Source organism: Bacillus sp. FSL H8-0534 (assembly GCF_038005885.1).
In the GTDB taxonomy this organism is placed as follows: Bacteria; Bacillota; Bacilli; order Bacillales; family Bacillaceae_G; genus Bacillus_A; species Bacillus_A pseudomycoides.
In genome coordinates this window covers 4,831,220-4,851,798 of sequence record NZ_JBBOUC010000001.1, presented here as the reverse complement: position 1 = coordinate 4,851,798, position 20,579 = coordinate 4,831,220, and the positions used below count along the sequence as shown (strand labels likewise).

Here is a 20,579-nt window from a genome sequence, read left to right as displayed (position 1 = left end):
AATTTTCTGTATTAAACATATTCTATGTAAAAAAGCCCGCACTAATGTGCGAGCTTTTTCCATACTTGTAAAACGCTTATCTTTTTCCTTTTTCATACGGTGTTCCAAGTGCCTTTGGAGCTTCTGAACGTCCTACAAAACCAACAAGCGCTAAAATTGTGAACACATATGGTAATATCGCTAAGAAAACACTCGGAATTTCTTTTAATACAGGGATTGTACCACCAGTTACCCCTAGTGATTGTGCAAATCCAAAGAATAAAGCAGCTCCTAGTGCACCAATTGGGTTCCATTTCCCAAAGATCATAGCAGCTAACGCTAAGAAACCTTGTCCCGTAATCGTTGCACCTGAGAAGTTGTTTGAGATTGACAGTGCAAAGGTTGCACCGCCTACTCCAGCAAACATCCCTGAAATACAAACAGTAATATAACGCATTTTATATACATTAATCCCCATTGTATCCGCAGCCATCGGATGTTCACCAACCGCACGAAGACGAAGACCAAACGGTGTTTTATAAATAATATACCAAACAACAAATGCTAAAATAATGGCAATATACGATGTTAATGGTACATTTGAGAAAAAGATTTTTCCAATAACCGGAATATCCGACAGTCCTGGAACATCAATTTTCTCAATACGGTAGTGAATAAAATCAGTTTGTCCTTTACCAAAGATTTTCTTAATCGCAAAAACAGTTAAACCAAGAGATAAAAAGTTAATTGCTACTCCACTAACAACTTGATCCGCACGGAATGTAATCGATGCAACTGCATGAAGAAGTGCAAATAATCCGCTACCAATTGCTGCAAATATAAGTGCAATCCAAGGAGTCATAGCCCCCCAAGTATCCCCCATTAATAGCGTGGTAACAACACCAACAAATGCACCAAATAACATTAATCCTTCCAATGCGATATTTACAACACCAGAACGCTCACTAAATACGCCACCTAACGCTGTAAAGATTAGAGGTGCTGCCGTGTATAACGTACCCGTCACAAGAATGGCTAAAACATCTAGAAAGCTCATTTATTTCCCCTCCTTGCTTATGCGCGTAAGTGTCCAGCGTAAAATATAACTACAAGCAACAAAGAAAATAATACATGCAATAATTACATTAATTAACTCAGATGGTACATCTGCTTCAAAGTTCATTTGCGGCGCTGCACTTTTTAAACCTCCAAATAATAACGCAGCAAGTATAATACCAAATGGATTATTCCCTCCAAGAAGCGCTACTGCAATCCCGTCAAATCCAATTCCGGTAAATGTAGCCATCGCTGTCATACTTTGGAATGTTCCAAGCCCTTCCATCGCGCCACCAATACCAGCAAATGCACCCGCAATTGTCATAGATAACACAACATTACGTGACACTTTCATACCAGCATATTGAGACGCTTGTTGGTTAAACCCAACTGATTTCAATTCATAACCTAAAGTTGTTCTATCTAATAAGAACCACATAAGAATCGTAACAAGAATTGCGACAACAATTCCCCAGTGAAGACGAGAGCCATCTGTTAAAGAAGCTAACCAATCTGAAGCTAATGACGCACTCGGCTGAATATCATATGTTTTGTCATTGCCTTCATGTAAAAAGCGTTTAATGATGTCATATGTAACATATAATGCAATGTAGTTCATCATAATCGTTACAATAACTTCATTAACCTTAAATTTCCCTTTCAAATATCCCGGAATAAATCCCCATAGTCCACCAACTATAGCTGCCACTAAAATAGACAATGGAATATGAAGAAAGGCAGGTAATGATACTGCATAACCAAACCAAACAGCAGCAAGCCAACCAACTAGCAATTGTCCTTCTACCCCGATATTAAATAAACCTGTACGAAACGCAAAAGCTACCGATAACCCCGCAAGAATAAGCGGAATCATTGTACGAAGCGTCTCTCCAATTGCACTGGGACTTCCGAACATACCAGTCCAAAGTGCACTATATCCAACAATTGGATCATACCCACTAACTAACATAACAATGGCACCAACAAGCAACCCAAATATAACGGATAATACAGGAACTAAAATATTAATCGTTCGCTCCGTTAAAAACTTTTTAGCCATTTGTACTCACCTTCGCTTCCCCTGTTCCACCAGCCATTAAAAGACCTAATTGTTTTTCATTTGTTTCTTTTGCATTAACAATCGCGACAATTTTCCCTTCATAAATAACAGCAACGCGGTCACTCACATTTAAAATTTCATCGAGTTCTAAAGAAAGAAGAAGCACCGCTTTTCCTTTATCTCTCTGTTCAATTAATTTCTTATGAATAAATTCAATCGCACCTACATCTAAACCACGTGTCGGCTGCGCTGCGATTAATAAATCTGGATCACGATCTACTTCACGTGCAATAATTGCCTTTTGCTGGTTCCCGCCAGATAATGCACGAGCTACTGTTTGCTCGCTAGGTGTACGTACATCAAACTGCTCAATCAGCTCTTTTGCCTTTTTCGTTATTTTACTAAAATTTAAAATTCCTTTATTTGAAAATGGATTCTTATAATATGTTTGTAAAACAATATTATCTCTAACGGAAAAATCAAGAACGAGTCCATGTTTATGACGGTCTTCTGGAATATGACCGACTCCTTCTTCCGTAATTCGTCTAACAGGCCAGTTTGTGATTTCTTTTCCATTAATTGCAATAGAACCTGACTCAACTTTTCGTAAACCAGTAATTGCCTCTATTAATTCACTTTGTCCATTCCCATCAATCCCTGCAATACCGACGATTTCTCCTGCACGAACAGTTAAGTCAAGGCCTTTTACAGCAGGCAATTGGCGCACATCATGAACAACAAGATTTGCAATAGAAAGTACATCTTCCTTAGGTCTGGCATCTATTTTTTCTGTTTTAAAATTCACTTGACGTCCGACCATTAGTTCTGCAAGTTTATGTTCATCTGTATTTGCAACGTCAACCGTTCCGATTCCTTTTCCTTTACGAATAATCGTACAACGATCACAAACTTCCATAATTTCTTTTAACTTATGTGTAATAAGAATGATAGATTTCCCTTCTCGCACAAGCTTTTTCATAATTTGAATAAGCTCATGAATTTCTTGAGGAGTTAATACTGCCGTCGGTTCATCAAATATTAAAATCTCTGCTCCGCGATACAGCGTTTTTAAAATTTCAACACGTTGCTGCATACCAACTGAAATATCTTCAATTTTCGCATACGGATCTACAGCTAAACCATATTGTTCTGATAATTGTTGAATCTCTTTTGCAGCTTCATCAATAGCAATTTTCCCTTTTCTCTTCGGTTCATTTCCAAGAATAATATTCTCTGTAACTGTAAAATTATGAACAAGCATAAAATGTTGATGAACCATACCAATCCCGAAGTCATTTGCAATATTAGGGTTTGTAATCTTTACAGGATTCCCTTTAATTTTAATTTCTCCTTGTTCTGGCTGATATAATCCAAAAAGAACGTTCATTAACGTTGACTTCCCTGCACCATTTTCTCCGAGTAAAGCATGTATTTCTCCCTGTTTTACTTGCAGCGTAATATTATCGTTCGCTACAATGCCTGGGAATACTTTTGTAATATTATTCATCTCAATTACGTATTCCATTTTGTTCCTCCTTTTAGCAGGGAACAGTCCCCAATTACACTCTATTAAAAGTAATTTTATATATACAAAGGTTAGTTCTAAGAACTAACCTTTGCTATTTCTCTATTATTTCTTAAGAGCAGCTTCGTATTCTTTGTACTCTTTATCAGTAGCAGGTACTTTAATTTCACCAGCAGTAATTTTCTTTTCAAACTCTTCTACTTTTGGTAAAATTTCTGGATTTACTTTTTTCACATTATCAGTTGTTTTCGCAATGCCAACACCTTCATCTTTCAAACCAAACGCTTCTACTTTTCCGCCTTTTAACTTACCATCTTTTGCTTCTTGTGCTACTTTTTCAACCGCAACATCAACGCGTTTTACCATAGAAGTTAGCGTTACGTTTTCAGGCATACCTTCTTGATTTTGGTCACGGTCAACACCGATTACCCAAACATTTTCACCTTTCTTCTTACGGTTTTTCGCTTCAGTAAACACGCCGTTACCAGTACCACCAGCAGCATGATAAATTACGTCTACTCCTTGTCCGTACATTGCTGATGCAAGTGCAGCACCTTTTTCAGGTTTATCAAATGCTTCTGCATATTCAGATACAATCTCAATATTTGGGTTAACAGCTTTAGCACCAGCTTTAAATCCATTCTCAAACTTACTAATTAAATCACTCTTCATTCCACCAACAAACCCAACTTTATTTGTTTTTGTTGACATCGCTGCTACTGCACCTACAAGGAATGATCCTTCATGATCCTTAAATGTAATACTTGTTACGTTCGGTTGTTTTACTACAGTATCTACAATCGCAAACTGTTGCTTTGGATTTTCTTTCGCAACTTCTTCAATTGCTTTTTCTAATTTATAACCAATACCAAAGGATAAATCATATTTATCTTTTGCAAATTTCTTTAAGTTCGGAATATAATCCGCTTCTTTTTCAGACTGAAGGTAACGATAGTTCGTCTTCTCTTTTAGCCCATTATCTTTACCGAATTTTTGTAAACCTTCCCAAGAAGATTGGTTAAATGATTTATCATCAACGCCCCCAACGTCTGTAACCATACCTACTTTAATGCTCTTTCCATCTTTTTTATCTCCACTTGCTTTATCCGAGTTACCACATGCACCTAACACTGTACTCGCCGCTAACGTTAATGATAATAAAAGACCTGTTTTTTTCTTCATACTAGAAACCCCTCCTAAATGATATATGTATCTATTAATATGCTAGTGTCCCCTTCTTCTTGCTGTCACCTCCCTAAAAAGGAACGAATTACATACGTTTTCGTAATACGTGGAAGCTAAATTTATCTGCTCTAAAATAATTAATAGAATATAAGATCGGCTCATCATTTTGATCATAGTGCATTTGCTTTAGAATCAGCAGCGCTGTTTCTGGTTCGCATTGTAAAATTGGTGATATTTTTGGATGATAACCAATTGGTTCAATATGAGCAACCGCGTATGTAATGCGTTTATGCGTGTTATTATGAATAACAGTAAGTAGCGATTCCTCATTATAATCAGACAAATCTGGTAATACTTCTTTTGCCAACTTGTCAATGCAATAGACAACAGGTTCCCCATCTGCTGTACGAACACGCTCAATCATCACAGCCTCGAAGCCTTCATCACTATTAAACTTTTCTTTTTCCTCTTCTGTTAGACTCGTAGTAGATGATGATAAAAAGATTGTTCCCGGTGTTTTCCCCACACTAGAAATCATATCTGTAATACTAGAAAGTTGTTCAATTCCAGAAGAAAACAGCGGTTTTGCATTCACAAAAGTACCAACGCCATGTCTGCGAATAACAACATTTTCCTCTTCTAAAATACGTAATGCTTCCCGTAAAGTCGCTCTACTTACGCCAAGTTCTTTTGCTAAATCAAACTCTGAAGGCAATTTTTGTTTTTCTTTATATGCCCCGCTTTTGATTTTCTCTTTAATATGATCGATCACCCGTAAATATAAGTGTCGACTATCGGATTTAACTGACATAAGACTCCCCCGCATTCCAATTATTCGACCTCTGATGTAAGACTTCTGTTCTCGATTTTCAACCAATACATGACATACCTTACATAACGATACGATAAAATAAAATTTGTCGAATAAATGTTAATAATTTTTCAAAATGAAATTTTCTATCTTTATTTCATAAAAAAAACTTTGCACCCCAACATTCCTCATATAGAGAAAAAGTTAGATACAAAGATCCCTTACATCCTTTGTTACACACTTTTCCCCTCATAGTCTAGCAATTCATGGTTGCCAGGTAGAAACTTATGGACCTTATCTCCAAGATTATATGAGGCAGTGATTCTTTTCGAAGTAATCGTACCACCTGCTCCCATATGTGTCAACACAATTCAACATTTTTTTGCAAGTAATATCGAACATTTTCCAAAAATAATATTGAAAGCATTCGTATTCTAAAGAACTATCATAAATGAAAGCCCTTTCTTCCGTGATAGTTCTAGTATATAACAAAAACTCCATATAAAAAAGCCCAATTGTAAACAATTGGGCTTTTTTATTAAGAACTTTTTTCTTGTATATCTTTAATCAAAACTTCTCTCGGCTTACTACCTTCATAAGGTCCAACTACACCATTCATCTCCATCGCATCAATTAAACGCGCCGCACGTGTATATCCCACTCGGAATCTACGTTGTAACATAGAAACAGAAGCCGTCTGCATTTCTACAACAAGCTGAACCGCTTCATCATATAATTCATCTTCTACTTCTTGTCTTGTTTCTGGTACATCCTGTGGAATCATGTCCTCTTGATATTGCGCTTTTTGTTGTCCAACAACATATTCCACAACTCTTTCCACTTCATCATCTGATAAAAATGCACCTTGTACACGAACTGGTTTCGATGCTCCAATTGGTATGAACAGCATATCCCCTCGTCCTAATAATTTTTCAGCGCCTCCGCCATCAAGAATCGTTCGAGAGTCAGTTTGTGAAGACACAGCAAACGCAATACGTGATGGAATATTTGCTTTGATAACACCTGTAATAACATCAACAGATGGGCGCTGCGTCGCGATAATTAAATGAATACCAGCAGCACGTGCCATCTGTGCTAGGCGCATAATTGCATCTTCTACATCTGAAGAAGCAACCATCATTAAATCGGCCAACTCGTCCACGATAACAACAATGTATGGAAGTTCAGGCTGTTTTGCTTCTGATTGTTCATTATGATGTCTAATGTATTCATTATATCCTTCAATGTTACGCGTTCCGCTATGAGCAAATAATTCATAGCGACGCTCCATCTCACTCACAACTTTTTTCAAAGCTTGTGATGCTTTTTTCGGATCCGTTACAACAGGTGTTAATAAGTGCGGAACGCCATTATATACGTTCAACTCTACCATTTTCGGATCAATCATCATTAATTTGACTTCATGTGGTTTGGCACGCATTAAAATACTAACAATAATACCATTAATACATACACTCTTTCCACTACCAGTCGCTCCAGCTACTAATAGATGGGGCATCTTATTTAAACGTGCTAATACTGCTTCACCAGTAATATCACGCCCAAGACCAATTAATAACTTTTCTTCCGGATGATTATTCGCTTTCGAATCAAGTACTTCTCTAAGCGTTACCATAGAAACCTCTGAATTTGGAACTTCAATCCCTACCGCGGATTTCCCAGGAATAGGGGCCTCAATACGAATATCTTTCGCAGCTAATGCGAGTGCTAAATCATCACTCAAACTAACAATTTTACTTACCTTTACTCCCATATCAGGATACACTTCATATTTCGTAACTGCAGGTCCTTTATGCACTTTCGTTACTTTTGCCTTTACACCAAAACTTTGAAAAGTACGTTCCAACTTACGAGCATTTTCATAAATTTTCTCATTTTCATTTGTAACCTGTTTATTTTTTGGGAACTTCAATATATCGATAGAAGGAAGCTTGTAATCTTTGTTTTCCACATTTGAAAATCGCATTGGAAGAGCTTTTGTTTCTCCTTCCAGAGATTCAACAATTTTTTCTCCTCGTTTCTTTTGTGTTCGTTCTTTTGATGCAGATGGAATCTCTTCCTCTGCCATAGAAGGCGGCGCAATCAACTCATTTGCAATCTCATCTTCACTTTCCTTATCTTTTTCTTCACTAACTGGATAGTTCTCTGTAAAATTCGAAATAATTGGCGGTCCAATTTCTATCTCTTCTAACGGCTCAGTAATTTCTTCTTCGCTATCAAAACGTTCACTACGCGTACGCCTTGTCGTTTTTTTCTTTTCTGTTTGTTCAGCAGTACGTTTCGATCTCCAATCCTTGTAATCCCCTTGCATCCCCTGAAATTGACTTCTGAGTATTCGTCCAACCGGGGCTAACACTTCCCCAATGTGTTTGTTTGTAATGCAAAGTATACCAAGAATAACAAGAATGATACCTATAATGTAGGCTCCTACTTCATCAAACAAAAAGTAGCATGTAGCAAACATAAGGGCACCAACCATCCCCCCGCCTAAGTGAACGGACTCTACTACACCTTTCTTCATCTCATAAAAAAATAAATCTTTTGTACTGACAATCACAGATGTATTTTCTACGGTTCCTTCTTTTGAAAGCAAATTAAATAATGTAATATGACTAAACATTACTATTGCTAATACAATTAAATAGACACCGATTAACCGTTTATTTAAAAGGTTTGGCCATGCGCGCTTTATAACAAATGCAATCGATAATGCAATCACACCAAGCACACCAATTATGTACCATTCACCAAAGAAAAAGCGAAAGAAGAAAACAAACGATTTCCCTACAATACCTAGCTGTAAAATTGTAATGATTGAAAGTGCAAAAAGAGTCAATCCGACGATTTCGTAATACAAAGTTGGCTTTATCGTACGTCTTGCTTTTGATTTCGTCCCTCTTTGCTTTTGTTTTGCCATTTCTTCACCCCAAGTCCAAAAATTAAGTACGACTTTCATTCATTGAAAGTATTCTCTACATGTTGTTCATCACATCTTCTAGATCTGTTCATTTGACATTTTACACTTCTTGTAAAATGTCAAATAAACAGAAGAAAGCAGCCTAATCATGGCTGCTCAACCGTCTTGTTTTTTATATTATACCATAGCTTCTACACAAAATCCTGCTTTTTGCTAAAAGGTTATTTTCTGGCCTGGTTCATACTGTAAGTAGTGGGATGGATTTGTACTTAGCACACGAACAACGGAATAATATTGACTACCCTCTTCAGATACAATCATCTCTACTCCATTTACATTCACTATTTTTTGTTGTTCATACTGTGAATAATCAGCCTGATAAACAAGTTGCTCTGGCATAATTGTATACAAAATCATTGCAGCAACTTCCCGTCTTGATTTCCATCTGTTCGCATGTCTATTAATTCATTCAACTTTCGAATCGCATCCCCGATACCACCGACATCATCTATAAGGCCATACTTTACTGCATCTATTCCAATTACATTTGTTCCAATATCTCGTGTTAAATTTCCCTTCGCAAACATAAGCTCTTTAAAACGATCTTCCGTCACTTTTGAGTGTTTTGTTACAAATCGAATTACACGTTCTTGCATTTTATCCAAATACTCAAATGTTTGCGGCACACCAATAACAAGACCCGTCAGACGAACTGGATGAATCGTCATCGTTGCAGTTTCAGCAATAAACGAATAATCTGTTGACACTGCAATTGGCACACCTATCGAGTGCCCTCCACCTAAAACCAAAGATACAGTTGGCTTCGATAATGAAGCTACCATTTCAGAGATTGCCAACCCAGCTTCAACATCACCACCAACAGTATTTAGCAATAAAAGTAACCCTTCAATTTTTGGATTTTGCTCAATTGCCACAATTTGTGGAATTACATGTTCATATTTCGTCGTTTTATTTTGCGGTGGAAGCTGTACATGTCCTTCTACTTGTCCAACAATCGTTAAGCAGTGAATACGCGATTCATTCATTTGTGGAACATTCGTTTGACCAAGTTGTTGGATTTTTTCTATTACTGACGCCTCTTTTGAATCCTCTTTCGGTTCTGCTTCTTTTTCCTCATTTGTTAAACCATCACGTTCTGTCATGTCGCATCCCCTTTCACTCTTATACAACTATTATTTCTTAAGTTGTAAATTTCATGCGATAGGGATAAAAAAGAAAAAACCACCGATAAAGGTGGTTTTTCTTATACTTCCATGATAATTGGTAAAATCATCGGTTTTCTCTTCGTTTCCTCATACAGAAACTGTCCTAATAATTCACGAATATTTTGTTTTAGCATGGACCATTCAATAGAATACTCTTTAATGGACTGTTCAACAATTGTACGTACAATATCTGTAGACCTTTCGATTAACGCTTCAGATTCACGAACATACACAAAACCACGCGAAATAATTTCTGGTCCAGAGATGATCTTTTTCTCATCTTTTCCAAGCGTTACAACAACGACTAAAATTCCGTCTTGTGATAACATCTTACGATCACGCAAGACAATATTTCCGACATCGCCTACACCTAATCCATCAATAAGAACATTACCCGCTTGTACCTTACCAGCTTGCTTTGCCTCTTCGCCCTCAAAAGCAATTACATCGCCCTTTTCTACAATAAAAATGTTTTCTTTCAAGACACCAACATCTTCCGCCAAATACGCATGTGCTTTTTGCATACGAAATTCGCCGTGTACGGGTATAAAATATTTCGGTTTCATTAAATTCAGCATCAATTTCAATTCTTCTTGACTACCATGACCCGAAACATGAACTTTTCTTTCTCCATAATAAACAACTTCTGCACCAGCCCTAAATAATAAATCAATAATTTTAGATACTGATATTTCATTTCCCGGAATTGGAGAAGCTGCAATGATAACTGTGTCTCCTTTACGGATTGAAATTTGTTTATGAGCTTGCTTTGCCATTCTTGAAAGAGCTGCCATCGGTTCCCCTTGACTACCAGTTGTTAAAATCGCTACCTTCTTCTCCGGGAAATTATCTACCTCTTGCAATGAAATAACCATACCATCTGGAACGTCTAAATATCCAAGACGCCTTGCAATATCTACCACTTTTACCATACTACGACCTACAACGGCCACTTTACGGCCTGTTTCAGCAGCTGCATCAAATACTTGTTGAATACGATGTACATTAGATGCGAAAGAAGCAACGATGATACGTCCTTCTGCATTATAAAATACTTTTGAAATTTCTATACCAACTTCTTTTTCAGACCCCGTGTAACCAGGACGTTCAGCATTTGTACTATCTGATAACAGACAAAGAACGCCTTCATTTCCAATTTGCGCCATCTTTCCAAGGTCTGCCCCACTGTTGCCAATTGGTGTTTGGTCAAATTTAAAATCTCCTGTATATACAATGGCTCCTTGTGATGTATGGAAGCACACACCAACAGAATCTGGGATACTGTGTGTTGTTCCAAAGAATGAAACCGTTGTCGTATTAAATTCTACAGCCGAATTCGAATCAATTGTTTTTAAGTCTACACGGCCTAGCATCCCCGCTTCACCGAGTTTTTCTTGTATAAGACCTACCGTTAACTTCGTTGCATACACCGGGATGGAAAGTTTGCGCAGCACATAAACAATTCCACCAATATGATCTTCATGACCATGTGTAATAAATAAACCTTTTACTCGCTCTTGATTTTCTACTAAATATGTAATGTCAGGGATAACAATATCAATTCCAAACATTTCGTCTCCCGGGAACATCAATCCTGCATCCACAATAAAAATTTCGGAATCAATTTCCACACAATACATATTTTTCCCGATTTCACCTACTCCACCAAGAGCAAATACCTTTACAGAATCAATCTCTTTTCTCTTCATGTTGTTGCCTGGTTTAAAAATCTTACAAACACTGATTTCACTAAAATCGTAGAGACACCAGGGAAGCTCTACAATCACCATATATTCACCGTCCAAGACGAATGTCCTTACCGTTATGCGATATCATGTTCTTGTTCGTTTTTTAAACCAGGTTTCACCTCTCTTTCATTATATAAATCAAATATCTTATGCGATATGATATAAAAATTCCGTTAAACCATAATTTTTTCCAATTTTGCTAAGCATACCCGTACTAAGCTACTTAGCCATATTATAACTGATACCAGAAATAGAACACAAGTTAATTTACGAGAAAGAGAAGAGAAGCATAGAAATTTTATATAAATTGAACTACCCCCACCTTCATTTCGTTTAGAGGAGGGGGTCTTCTCGGTTAAAATGATAAATAAAAAATGGCCTAGTTTTTACTAAGCCATTTTTTATTTAGCGAGGAATCGATTGGATTACTTCTTGTAATGTTAATCGTTCTTCTTCTGTTAATGGAAGAAGTGGAAGACGTACAGATCCTACGTCTAATCCAACCATTTGTAACGCTGTTTTGACTGGAGTTGGGCTCGGCGCCATAAATAATGCATTTGTCACTTTGACAAGTAACTGATGCAATTTCTGTGCTTTTTTGAAATCTCCTGCTTGGAATGCCGCAATCATTTCTTGCATTTCATTTCCAATCACATGAGATGCAACAGAAATAATACCTTTAGCTCCAACTGCCATAGCTGGTAACGTTAAACCATCATCACCGCTGTATACAGCAAAGTCGTCCGCTGTTTTTTCAATAATTTCTGTCATTGTTAATACATCGCCGCCAGCATCTTTAATTGCAACAATGTTTTGTATTTCTGATAAACGAACAACTGTATCAACGGAGATTTGTACAATAGATCGTCCTGGAACATTATATAGCATAACCGGAAGTTCTGTACTTTCAGCAATTGTTTTAAAATGCTGATACATGCCTTCTTGACTCGGTTTATTATAATACGGCGCCACTAACATAATTGCATCGACACCAACTTCTGTAGCTTTCTTCGTTAATTCGATAGAAGCATGTGTATTATTACTACCTGTTCCAGCGATTACGGGCACCCTTTTATCGACAACAGATACAACATGGCGATATAACGCTACTTTTTCTTCTGATGACAATGTAGGAGACTCTCCGGTTGTTCCTCCTACCACGATTGCTGTTGTACCGTTATCAATTAAATAATTTACCAATTTAGTTGTCTTTGCAAAATCGACGTTTCCATTTTTATCAAACGGTGTTACCATCGCTGTCGCAATTGTCCCAAAATCTATCATGGTCTCACTCCTTATTGTTCCAGTTGCTTTTCTTTTGAAAGCTCAAACGCACTATGCAATGCATTCACAGCTTCCACTAAATCTACTTCTTTTACAAGCACCCAAATAGTCGTATGACTATCTGCCGATTGTAAAATTTGAACACCTTTTTCTGCCAATGCTGTGACAATTTTCGCAGTAACCCCTGGAATACCTGCCATTCCAGCTCCTACAATAGATACTTTTGCACAGTGCTCCGTCACGATCGGATCATATCCAAGCTTATGAAGAACTTCAACAGCACGACTTGATACATTATCATTTACTGTATAAGCCACACCTGTAGGCGAAATGTTAATTAAGTCTACACTAATTCCTTCATTTGCCATCTCTTTAAAAACATGCTTTTGTAAATCATACGATCCGTCTTTTGCAAGCACTTTAATTTGCGTCACGTTTGATACGTGAGCGATACCTGTAACAGGTCGTTCTTCTACGTCACGGCCTTTTGTAGCACCATCATATGCAGCAATAAGTGTCCCTTCACTATCAGAGTACGTGGAGCGCACACGAAGTGGTACTTTTGCATGCATTGCAATTTCAACGGCGCGCGGATGAACAACTTTTGCACCTTGATAAGCCATGTTGCAAATTTCATTATATGTTACGTTTTGAAGATGACGCGCATCCTTTACAATCCTTGGATCAGCAGTCATCACACCTTCTACATCAGTAAAAATATCGATATATTCAGCTTGAAGCGCAACACCTAGTGCTGAAGCTGAAGTATCACTACCTCCGCGTCCAAGTGTTGTCGTATCGCCTTCTTTAGTTCGCCCTTGGAATCCAGTAACAACAACAGCATCTACGTTTTGTAACTCTCCATGTATACGATCACAATTCATTTCAATAATCTTTGCATTCGTAAAATCATCATTTGTTACAAAACCAGCTTGTGCACCATTTAGTGCTGCTGCTTTCACACCATTTTCATTTAGCATATTTGAAAAGACGATTGCCGAGATTAATTCTCCGCATGATAATAATAAATCTTGCTCACGTTTTGAAATGCTAGATTCCTGTTGATTTACAAGACTTAATAATGTATCCGTTGCATATGGTTCACCTTTACGTCCCATAGCTGATACAACCGTAACTACTTTATAACCAGCATCTAATGCTTTTTTAATATGGTGAAGCGCATGCTTACGTCCGTTTTCATCACGTACCGATGTACCACCAAATTTTTGAACAATAATTTTCATTTTTTGCACCTTCTCTTAGCCGTTTACACTAATTGTAATTTTACTAATCGTTCTGCAATTTGAACAGAGTTCCATGCAGCACCTTTTAATAAGTTATCAGATACGACCCAAAGATGGAATCCTTTTTCATTATTTAAATCTTTACGAATACGCCCAACAAATACTTCATTTTTCCCTACCGCAGTAGATGGCATTGGATATAATTGTTCTGCTGGATCATCTTGCAGTACAATTCCTTCCGCATCCGCAAGCAAGTTTTTCAGTTCTTCTACAGTTACGCCTTCTTTTTCCACTTCAATGTAAACGGACTCAGAATGACCTGATACAACTGGCAAACGTACACATGTCGCTGCTACTTCTAACTCGGGCATATGCATAATTTTTTTCGTTTCATTAATCATTTTCATTTCTTCAAATGTAAATCCATTATCTTGAAACTTATCAATTTGTGGAATGGCATTAAAAGCAATTTGGAAATGTTTTTTGTCACCTGATACAGGTAAAACATTTGCTTTTACTTCTTCTCCATTTAAGATTGCTTGTGATTGTTCATGAAGCTCTTCAATTGCAGCAGCACCTGCACCTGACACCGCTTGATATGTGGAAACGATTACTCGTTTTAAACCAAACTGCTGACGAATTGGTTCAAGAGCAACTACCATTTGAATTGTAGAACAGTTTGGATTTGCAATGATACCACTATGTTCTTTTAAGTCATTTTCATTCACTTCAGGTACAACAAGTGGTACATTTTCTGTCATACGGAATGCACTTGTATTATCAACAACAATTGCACCACGTTTTGCTGCTTCTGGTGCTAGTTGTTTCGATACAGATCCACCTGCACTAAAGAGTGCAATATCGACTCCTTCAAAGCTTTCAGGAGTTGCTTCTTGTACTGTGAATTCTTCTCCTTTAAATACAAGCTTCTTGCCTGCAGAACGTTTAGATGAAAGTAACGTTAACTTCCCAATTGGAAATTCTCGTTTCTCTAAAGTATTTAACATTTGTTCACCAACTGCGCCGGTTGCTCCAACTACAGCGACATGAAAAGATTTTTCCTTTTCCATCACTATGCCCCTTTCTAGATACCAATCCTTCTATACTTAGAATTAGAAGGAGTATAGAGTACTCCTTCTAATCTTAATAACATTAATTTTATCATATTCTGCGATAAGAATGATGGTTTCGTAAAAAATTGTCTGTTTTTTTTCGTTTTTTAATTCATATATCTGAATTTTTCTACAACAACTGGCTGTAATTGCTTCCCTTCTATTGCTTCTATAATTGTATCTTCAAGAAGTTCCATACGAGCTACCATTGAATTTGGTTTTTTTTCTGGTGCATCTTGCCCAAATGGCACAAAATAAATATGTTTTGTCGCCATTAAACGCATAAGGTTTACACCAACATGATTACAACAAAAATATTTACTTTTTCAATTTCTTCTATTATATATAAACATGATGAGGAATTAAAAGAGAAACATACACAAGTGATTGATTTACTTGGACGAGCTAAAAACCTCTAAAGTAATGTTATAAGAATGTAACATTTACATTTATCTCCTTAAATTGGTATTATTCACTTATTAAGGAGGGAGATTTTTGAGTTTAAATATGTATTTAGGGGAAGTACATACCCAAACACAAAGTATGAATGCTGTATGTACCGCTACCATTCAAGGTATGGAACAAGCCATTCAGTCGATTGATGCTTTTGCAATTGATACTGCTCTACAAGGACAAACATACTAAAGTATTACGTGAAGAACTTAAGAACGCAGGGATTGACCCGCCTCCATATCCTAATGCAGCACATCATATTGCCCCTTGGAATGATAAAAGGGCGAAGCAAGCTCAAAAATTATTGGAATATTTCAAGATACATCATGATTCTGCTGCTAATGGAGTGTTTCTTCCAGGGTATGGGGCAGAAGGGCATAAATATGTAACTACTGAAGTGCTACATATAGGTAGCCATGGCCCAGAATATATAAGAGAAGTAGAAAGAACACTTCAATATATTAAAGATATTGGTGGTACTCAAGCTGATGCTGTTGATGCCTTACATGATATAAGAGAACAACTATTGAAGGGCACATTAAAACTAAATACACCAAAAAACAAATGACTTTTCAGGAGGATACAATGAAGATCTGGGAATTACGAGGCTCTGTGAATGATTATGAATCTTTTCAACTACTAAATTTTGATCAAGACCATGAAAAATATTTTGATGGGAAATTTGATTTAGCAAAAAGTTTATCTAATTCATGGGGAGATATACTGATTGAATGTGTAGAAGAAGGTAAACAAAGTGATTGTCCACATTTTTGGGGAAGGAATGGTACATTACTTATTAGTAATAAGGCAAAAAAACTTTTAGAGGCTTTAATAGGGCATGATGTTGAATTTCTTCCTTTAATACATAATGCTACTAATGAACCCTACTATGCCGTTCATGTATTAAATCATTTAGATGCAATTGCTAATACCAATTCAATCTTTAAAAAGTTAAGAAGCGGCTTAATAGTTGGTTGTGAAAAATATTCCTTTATATCCAATGTTGTAGAAAACGAAGATATTTTCAAAGTATTTTTAAATAATCATGTTTATTCAATTTCAGTTTTTGTATCAGATAAGTTCAGAAATGCAATTTTAGAAAGTGATTTAACAGGTTTTGAATTTGTTGAGGTATGGGATTCGGAATCGAACATGTAAAACAAAGTCCTAAAACAGAAGGATGGCAAAAAAGAAGAACGCCTTGTAGTGAGGGTAAACGTTCTTCTTTTACTGTAAATTCACTTAAATTTCTTTTGCTACAATGCCTCCACCGTTTCCATGCGCATTAGAAGGCGAACCACCATCACCTCTATTATAAGCAGGTGCAGGTGTATCCCCTATATTGTAAACCAAATCCGGTCTTTGTGGTGCAGGTGTGTCACCTTCAGCCATTGATAATAAACCAAATGACGTAACCGTTAATAGTAGTACTGCTTTAAGTTTTTTCATTACACTAAGGCCCCTTTTTCTTCATATTTCTTTCTTGCTTCATTACTCATGTAAAAATACTTACTTGCTTTTTTCTCGTTTTCTTTCTTATAAAACATAGTTGCTAATATTTCCGTGTATTCTTGTACGCAACGTGTTAAACCTTCTGCTTCGAAATAGGAAATCCCTTCTAAAACAACACTTTCCAACGTTAGAGAATCAGAACCATTATTCATTGCCTTTAGGATATTAAAGCGGTGCACGTATTCCTTATTTTCTATCTTAGTACAAGCTGCAAGCCCTTTTTCAATTAGTGCATTAGCCTTGTTGCGTTCACCCAATTTATAATGTTCCCTAGCCTGTAAGAACATAGCTTTATAATGGTTTGGAAGGTGTTCTATAACCTCTGATAAATGACGAATAGCTAAATCTGAAAGGTTTTGATTTGCATATAACCAGCCTAAATTATTTCTAATACGTAACAGTAGTTCCGTGTTATCAATCTTTTTAACAATATCAATAGCTTTATTTAAGTGTTCTTCAGCTTGTTCAAACTGCCTTATCTGTATACACGTTAAGCCGAGGACGTTCTCGCATAAAGCAATGTTAATGTCATAGGAGTTAGTTTTGCTGAAAAAGTCTTTTGCTTTACTAGCATATGAAATAGATGGTAGGGGTTTATAAATTTGGTAATAGAAAGCTGCCAACCTATAATTAAATTCTGCTTTTTCTAATTCGGTCGGCACATGCATTAATAGTTTTTCCGCTTTCTCAAAATGTTCCCCAGCTTCATTGTATTGCGCAAGAATTGTGCTGTGAATTGCTTTGAAAAAGTGATAATAATAGGATAGAAAGCTGTTATCAGGTATATCAAAGGAGTTAATTTCATTAAAATTATCTTTTGTAATGTTAAGCCCACCTGTTAGTACTTTATATCTAAAATTTAATAATGAATAATATAGTAGTAGGTTTTCGTCTTCTTTTATACTAGAAAGTTTGTCTTCAATTTCTTGTTTAAATTGTTTTGCTTTTTCTACTTGTTGTTGTAACATTGATTGATACCAAGCATCTAATATTTGCTTGATTTGCTCTTTAGTTATTATATGTGCGCTCATAACAAGCCATCCCCCTTATTTTTTTATCTTTAATTCACTAAATATTAACATATTTATAGATATTTTATAGAATCCCCTCTTTTAAACTACTTGAAAAATAATTGTCAGAATACTTCTATGGGAGTGAAAATAAAAAAACCGACTCATAAGAGCCGGATTTAGTGTGACTTTACATATACATAGGCTTCACTTGCTGTAATAAAGTATGTTTTACCTTTACTATTGTGTACTTTGTACTGTGATGATCCATTGACAGTTACTTTTTCATCGATTGTAAACCCTTGTCCTGCATCTAAGGTACCAGCAACGTCTTTATCCTGCCAAGATGGAGAGTCATAGAAACGTAGTTTGTCCACTTTGGACACAATACGCTTTCCTGCAATCGGATTAACTGGCTCTTTCTTCTCAAACTTGATGTAAGAAGGATTGTTATATACCCATTGATTTCCTCCAAGATTTAACCAACCATCTTTTTCTCCCCACACTTGGTATGATTCTGGTTTATTTAACTGACGAATAACAGAGTAACTTGCACCTGCCCCTTTACGAAGATTTACATTATAACCTTCAATATATGCAATACCTTCCACATTCGCCACTGGTTCGCCTGGTTTAGATGGTTGCTCGGGAACAGAAACGTCACCATTATTATATGCACGTTTTACATCAGCACGGAATTGCGCTTCTGATACACCATGACTACGTAAGTAATCAAGTGGATCTTCATGGTCTGTGCCGCCAAGGTATTTCGTTACATCATAGTGTGTCCACAATCCTTTTTCTACAGATAGATTGTTATCTTTTAAGATTTCAGCTAATAATTTAACGTACTTTTCATATGAGCGCTTAAATTTTCCATAGTCTGCAGTTTCGCAAAGTTCAACATGTACAAAACGCTTATTAGCACCTGAACCAGCCCCATAAGCGATATACTTTGTATCAGCAATTTGAATTGTTTCATTCCAATCTACTGCATAATGCACGAAAGCCGAACGCCAAGTACGAGACTCATACTTTTGAATATTAATAGCTGGAGCTTCTGAAGTTGCTGTACTATGTGCCACAACACCCTCATATGCACCAACACCATATCTATACGGCTGCTTAGGTAAATCAGGAATAATAAGCATTCTATCAGCAAAAGCCCCTGTAGTGAAACTAAATAGGAGCAATGAAGTCATAAATACAGAGGAAACTAGTTTCGTTGATTTTCTCATATTATTTCTCACCTTTCGTACCAAGAATTTGTTTGATTTCTGATACATCTTTAGATAGAGAACCAAATGATTTAGCTTGTTCTTCAATGACTTCCTGGTTCTTTTCAATGACTTGTTGATACTTATCTTCTCGCTCTTTATTTTCTTGACGAGTAGAATCTAATAACTCTTTACTCTCTTTCCTTGTTGAGAATAAAAGCCAAACAAAAAGAGCGCCAAAAGCGCCCTGTGATAGCATTACATTGAAAACCTGTTCTTCCAATGTTCTCATCTCCTTTTTAACTAATTATATTTTTCTGCTCGTTATCACTTAATTGGATATGATAGCGAGAATGCTACATAGTGAGTCGTAGCTTCTGTGAGATACATAGAGATAGTTCCGTCCTTAGTTACTAACACTGTAACTGCTACAGGTAAGTTAACGTTAGAGGACAGGAAAGCACTTGCCGCAAAGTAAGAATCCTGATGAGGTGCAATATCTGGAGTGATACGTGCAATTACTTGACGGTTTTTAACTGATCGTACAGCTCCTGTGATATGCACCCAGTTCCCATGCTTGCGAAGCGTTAGAGGTGTATCCCCGTCTTGTACTGCATTAGTGACAGGAAGCTCCTCGAAAGCTACATCATCCATATAAAAGAGTCCTTCGCCATCCATCCAAACACTGCTTTCATAATTACCTTTATTTAAGAAGATAGCTTGTGCTTCCTTATCCTCACTGAAGAATCCTGGAATTAATCCGAATTGTTGTTGAATCTCTTTAATTACCTCTTGTTTTAATTCATTGTTAGTCATTATTGAACATCTCCCTTGAATTTTGTTGTTTGATTTTTTGATTCTCTTTAATTGAATCTTACTTTTACCGCATTCTGTCTTATCTTTTCTACATCGTTATCACCTCCTTTCGAGCAAAATAAAAAGAGAGACGATTGTCCCCCTTTATAATCACATTTAAACATATACTTTAAATACCACCTTTTATTATCAATCCTAAAACTGCCATAACTATTGCACTAATAACAATTCGCAAAATCCATGTGGTATTCATGCTAATTTTTTCTAACTGCCTATTAATTGTAGAAATGTCTTTTTCGTTAATAGTTGTACGAGTTTCTAAATTGCGAATATCTCTCATGATTTCTTTTTGTTCCGTTTTTAGGCTGTCAATTTTTTTATATACGTCTTCCATACGCTCACA

Annotated in this window: 21 protein-coding genes, 1 pseudogene and 1 riboswitch; of the genes and pseudogenes, 3 read left to right on the top strand and 19 right to left on the bottom strand. The window is 36.5% G+C overall.

Annotated features, from left to right (window positions below):
• Window positions 1-76 precede the first annotated feature (76 nt).
• The 13 genes and pseudogenes from MHH71_RS24860 to spoVFB form a co-directional block, all read right to left on the bottom strand.
• Entirely contained in the window at window positions 77-1,036 is a 960-nt protein-coding gene (locus MHH71_RS24860) for an ABC transporter permease (RefSeq protein WP_006095664.1), read from the bottom strand.
• Entirely contained in the window at window positions 1,037-2,095 is a 1,059-nt protein-coding gene (locus MHH71_RS24855) for an ABC transporter permease (protein WP_018764690.1), read from the bottom strand.
• On the bottom strand, window positions 2,088-3,620 hold the full coding sequence (locus MHH71_RS24850) for an ABC transporter ATP-binding protein (protein ID WP_003199388.1): 1,533 nt from the start codon (window positions 3,618-3,620) through the stop codon (window positions 2,088-2,090). The genes MHH71_RS24855 and MHH71_RS24850 overlap by 8 nt, the downstream gene beginning before the upstream one ends.
• A gap of 105 nt (window positions 3,621-3,725) precedes the next feature.
• Window positions 3,726-4,802, bottom strand: coding sequence for a BMP family lipoprotein (locus tag MHH71_RS24845; protein WP_003199386.1), 1,077 nt, complete (start codon window positions 4,800-4,802; stop codon window positions 3,726-3,728).
• Window positions 4,803-4,890: 88 nt separating this feature from the next.
• Window positions 4,891-5,616, bottom strand: coding sequence for a GntR family transcriptional regulator (locus MHH71_RS24840; protein WP_000114183.1), 726 nt, complete (start codon window positions 5,614-5,616; stop codon window positions 4,891-4,893).
• A 232-nt stretch (window positions 5,617-5,848) separates the two neighbouring features.
• A riboswitch (purine riboswitch) is annotated at window positions 5,849-5,950 on the bottom strand.
• 204 nt (window positions 5,951-6,154) lie between these two features.
• A complete protein-coding gene (locus MHH71_RS24835; protein ID WP_033799694.1) occupies window positions 6,155-8,554 on the bottom strand; it encodes a DNA translocase FtsK in 2,400 nt (799 codons plus the stop codon).
• A 213-nt stretch (window positions 8,555-8,767) separates the two neighbouring features.
• Window positions 8,768-8,971, bottom strand: a complete 204-nt coding sequence (locus tag MHH71_RS24830; RefSeq protein ID WP_018782288.1) for a YlzJ-like family protein — start codon at window positions 8,969-8,971, stop codon at window positions 8,768-8,770.
• Window positions 8,968-9,717 carry a ClpP family protease gene (locus MHH71_RS24825; protein WP_003203721.1) on the bottom strand — a complete coding sequence of 250 codons (750 nt, stop codon included), beginning with the start codon at window positions 9,715-9,717 and terminating at the stop codon, window positions 8,968-8,970. The genes MHH71_RS24830 and MHH71_RS24825 overlap by 4 nt, the downstream gene beginning before the upstream one ends.
• 101 nt (window positions 9,718-9,818) lie before the next feature.
• Window positions 9,819-11,489, bottom strand: a complete 1,671-nt coding sequence (locus MHH71_RS24820; protein WP_006095695.1) for a ribonuclease J — start codon at window positions 11,487-11,489, stop codon at window positions 9,819-9,821.
• A gap of 444 nt (window positions 11,490-11,933) precedes the next feature.
• On the bottom strand, window positions 11,934-12,812 hold the full coding sequence (gene dapA, locus MHH71_RS24815) for a 4-hydroxy-tetrahydrodipicolinate synthase (protein WP_003203717.1): 879 nt from the start codon (window positions 12,810-12,812) through the stop codon (window positions 11,934-11,936).
• 11 nt (window positions 12,813-12,823) lie between these two features.
• Window positions 12,824-14,056: an aspartate kinase gene (gene dapG, locus MHH71_RS24810; RefSeq protein ID WP_018782290.1), complete on the bottom strand. Its 1,233-nt coding sequence runs from the start codon at window positions 14,054-14,056 to the stop codon at window positions 12,824-12,826.
• 23 nt (window positions 14,057-14,079) lie between these two features.
• Window positions 14,080-15,126 (bottom strand): aspartate-semialdehyde dehydrogenase, encoded by a 1,047-nt coding sequence (gene asd, locus MHH71_RS24805; RefSeq protein ID WP_003203711.1) that lies wholly within the window; start codon window positions 15,124-15,126, stop codon window positions 14,080-14,082.
• Window positions 15,127-15,275: 149 nt separating this feature from the next.
• Window positions 15,276-15,464, bottom strand: a pseudogene (spoVFB, locus tag MHH71_RS24800) (dipicolinate synthase subunit B); the annotation flags it as partial.
• Between the two features lie 199 nt (window positions 15,465-15,663).
• Between spoVFB and MHH71_RS24795 the strand changes: the two are divergent.
• The 3 genes from MHH71_RS24795 to MHH71_RS24785 are packed head-to-tail and all read left to right on the top strand — an operon-like array spanning window position 15,664 to window position 16,779.
• Window positions 15,664-15,813, top strand: coding sequence for a hypothetical protein (locus MHH71_RS24795; protein ID WP_157753625.1), 150 nt, complete (start codon window positions 15,664-15,666; stop codon window positions 15,811-15,813).
• A complete protein-coding gene (locus MHH71_RS24790) occupies window positions 15,782-16,189 on the top strand; it encodes an AHH domain-containing protein (protein ID WP_240516973.1) in 408 nt (135 codons plus the stop codon). Before MHH71_RS24795 ends, MHH71_RS24790 begins: the two co-directional genes overlap by 32 nt.
• A 17-nt stretch (window positions 16,190-16,206) precedes the next feature.
• The gene (locus tag MHH71_RS24785; protein ID WP_033799055.1) at window positions 16,207-16,779 is read left to right on the top strand and encodes an imm11 family protein; all 573 of its coding nucleotides are present in this window, start codon (window positions 16,207-16,209) and stop codon (window positions 16,777-16,779) included.
• Window positions 16,780-16,863: 84 nt separating this feature from the next.
• On the opposite strand, the gene MHH71_RS24780 is transcribed toward MHH71_RS24785, so the two are convergent.
• The 6 genes from MHH71_RS24780 to MHH71_RS24755 form a co-directional block, all read right to left on the bottom strand.
• Window positions 16,864-17,070, bottom strand: a complete 207-nt coding sequence (locus tag MHH71_RS24780; protein ID WP_006095700.1) for a hypothetical protein — start codon at window positions 17,068-17,070, stop codon at window positions 16,864-16,866.
• Window positions 17,070-18,164 carry a response regulator aspartate phosphatase gene (locus tag MHH71_RS24775; protein ID WP_033799056.1) on the bottom strand — a complete coding sequence of 365 codons (1,095 nt, stop codon included), beginning with the start codon at window positions 18,162-18,164 and terminating at the stop codon, window positions 17,070-17,072. The genes MHH71_RS24780 and MHH71_RS24775 overlap by 1 nt, the downstream gene beginning before the upstream one ends.
• A 158-nt stretch (window positions 18,165-18,322) precedes the next feature.
• On the bottom strand, window positions 18,323-19,381 hold the full coding sequence (locus MHH71_RS24770) for an N-acetylmuramoyl-L-alanine amidase (RefSeq protein ID WP_006095702.1): 1,059 nt from the start codon (window positions 19,379-19,381) through the stop codon (window positions 18,323-18,325).
• Window position 19,382: 1 nt separating this feature from the next.
• Window positions 19,383-19,652, bottom strand: a complete 270-nt coding sequence (locus tag MHH71_RS24765) for a BhlA/UviB family holin-like peptide (RefSeq protein ID WP_003204293.1) — start codon at window positions 19,650-19,652, stop codon at window positions 19,383-19,385.
• A 35-nt stretch (window positions 19,653-19,687) separates the two neighbouring features.
• The gene (locus MHH71_RS24760; RefSeq protein ID WP_006095704.1) at window positions 19,688-20,176 is read right to left on the bottom strand and encodes a hypothetical protein; all 489 of its coding nucleotides are present in this window, start codon (window positions 20,174-20,176) and stop codon (window positions 19,688-19,690) included.
• A 169-nt stretch (window positions 20,177-20,345) separates the two neighbouring features.
• Window positions 20,346-20,570: a hemolysin XhlA family protein gene (locus tag MHH71_RS24755; protein WP_003210100.1), complete on the bottom strand. Its 225-nt coding sequence runs from the start codon at window positions 20,568-20,570 to the stop codon at window positions 20,346-20,348.
• Window positions 20,571-20,579 lie beyond the last annotated feature (9 nt).

Bases quoted from the DNA above. Each gene is read 5' to 3' on its own strand.
- MHH71_RS24860 (WP_006095664.1), bottom strand. From the start codon at position 1,036: ATGAGCTTTCTAGATGTTTTAGCCATTCTTGTGACGGGTACGTTATAC.
- MHH71_RS24855 (WP_018764690.1), bottom strand. From the start codon at position 2,095: ATGGCTAAAAAGTTTTTAACGGAGCGAACGATTAATATTTTAGTTCCT.
- MHH71_RS24850 (WP_003199388.1), bottom strand. From the start codon at position 3,620: ATGGAATACGTAATTGAGATGAATAATATTACAAAAGTATTCCCAGGC.
- MHH71_RS24845 (WP_003199386.1), bottom strand. From the start codon at position 4,802: ATGAAGAAAAAAACAGGTCTTTTATTATCATTAACGTTAGCGGCGAGT.
- MHH71_RS24840 (WP_000114183.1), bottom strand. From the start codon at position 5,616: ATGTCAGTTAAATCCGATAGTCGACACTTATATTTACGGGTGATCGAT.
- MHH71_RS24835 (WP_033799694.1), bottom strand. From the start codon at position 8,554: ATGGCAAAACAAAAGCAAAGAGGGACGAAATCAAAAGCAAGACGTACG.
- MHH71_RS24830 (WP_018782288.1), bottom strand. From the start codon at position 8,971: ATGATTTTGTATACAATTATGCCAGAGCAACTTGTTTATCAGGCTGAT.
- MHH71_RS24825 (WP_003203721.1), bottom strand. From the start codon at position 9,717: ATGACAGAACGTGATGGTTTAACAAATGAGGAAAAAGAAGCAGAACCG.
- MHH71_RS24820 (WP_006095695.1), bottom strand. From the start codon at position 11,489: ATGAAGAGAAAAGAGATTGATTCTGTAAAGGTATTTGCTCTTGGTGGA.
- dapA (WP_003203717.1), bottom strand. From the start codon at position 12,812: ATGATAGATTTTGGGACAATTGCGACAGCGATGGTAACACCGTTTGAT.
- dapG (WP_018782290.1), bottom strand. From the start codon at position 14,056: ATGAAAATTATTGTTCAAAAATTTGGTGGTACATCGGTACGTGATGAA.
- asd (WP_003203711.1), bottom strand. From the start codon at position 15,126: ATGGAAAAGGAAAAATCTTTTCATGTCGCTGTAGTTGGAGCAACCGGC.
- MHH71_RS24785 (WP_033799055.1), top strand. From the start codon at position 16,207: ATGAAGATCTGGGAATTACGAGGCTCTGTGAATGATTATGAATCTTTT.
- MHH71_RS24780 (WP_006095700.1), bottom strand. From the start codon at position 17,070: ATGAAAAAACTTAAAGCAGTACTACTATTAACGGTTACGTCATTTGGT.
- MHH71_RS24775 (WP_033799056.1), bottom strand. From the start codon at position 18,164: ATGAGCGCACATATAATAACTAAAGAGCAAATCAAGCAAATATTAGAT.
- MHH71_RS24770 (WP_006095702.1), bottom strand. From the start codon at position 19,381: ATGAGAAAATCAACGAAACTAGTTTCCTCTGTATTTATGACTTCATTG.
- MHH71_RS24765 (WP_003204293.1), bottom strand. From the start codon at position 19,652: ATGAGAACATTGGAAGAACAGGTTTTCAATGTAATGCTATCACAGGGC.
- MHH71_RS24760 (WP_006095704.1), bottom strand. From the start codon at position 20,176: ATGACTAACAATGAATTAAAACAAGAGGTAATTAAAGAGATTCAACAA.
- MHH71_RS24755 (WP_003210100.1), bottom strand. From the start codon at position 20,570: ATGGAAGACGTATATAAAAAAATTGACAGCCTAAAAACGGAACAAAAA.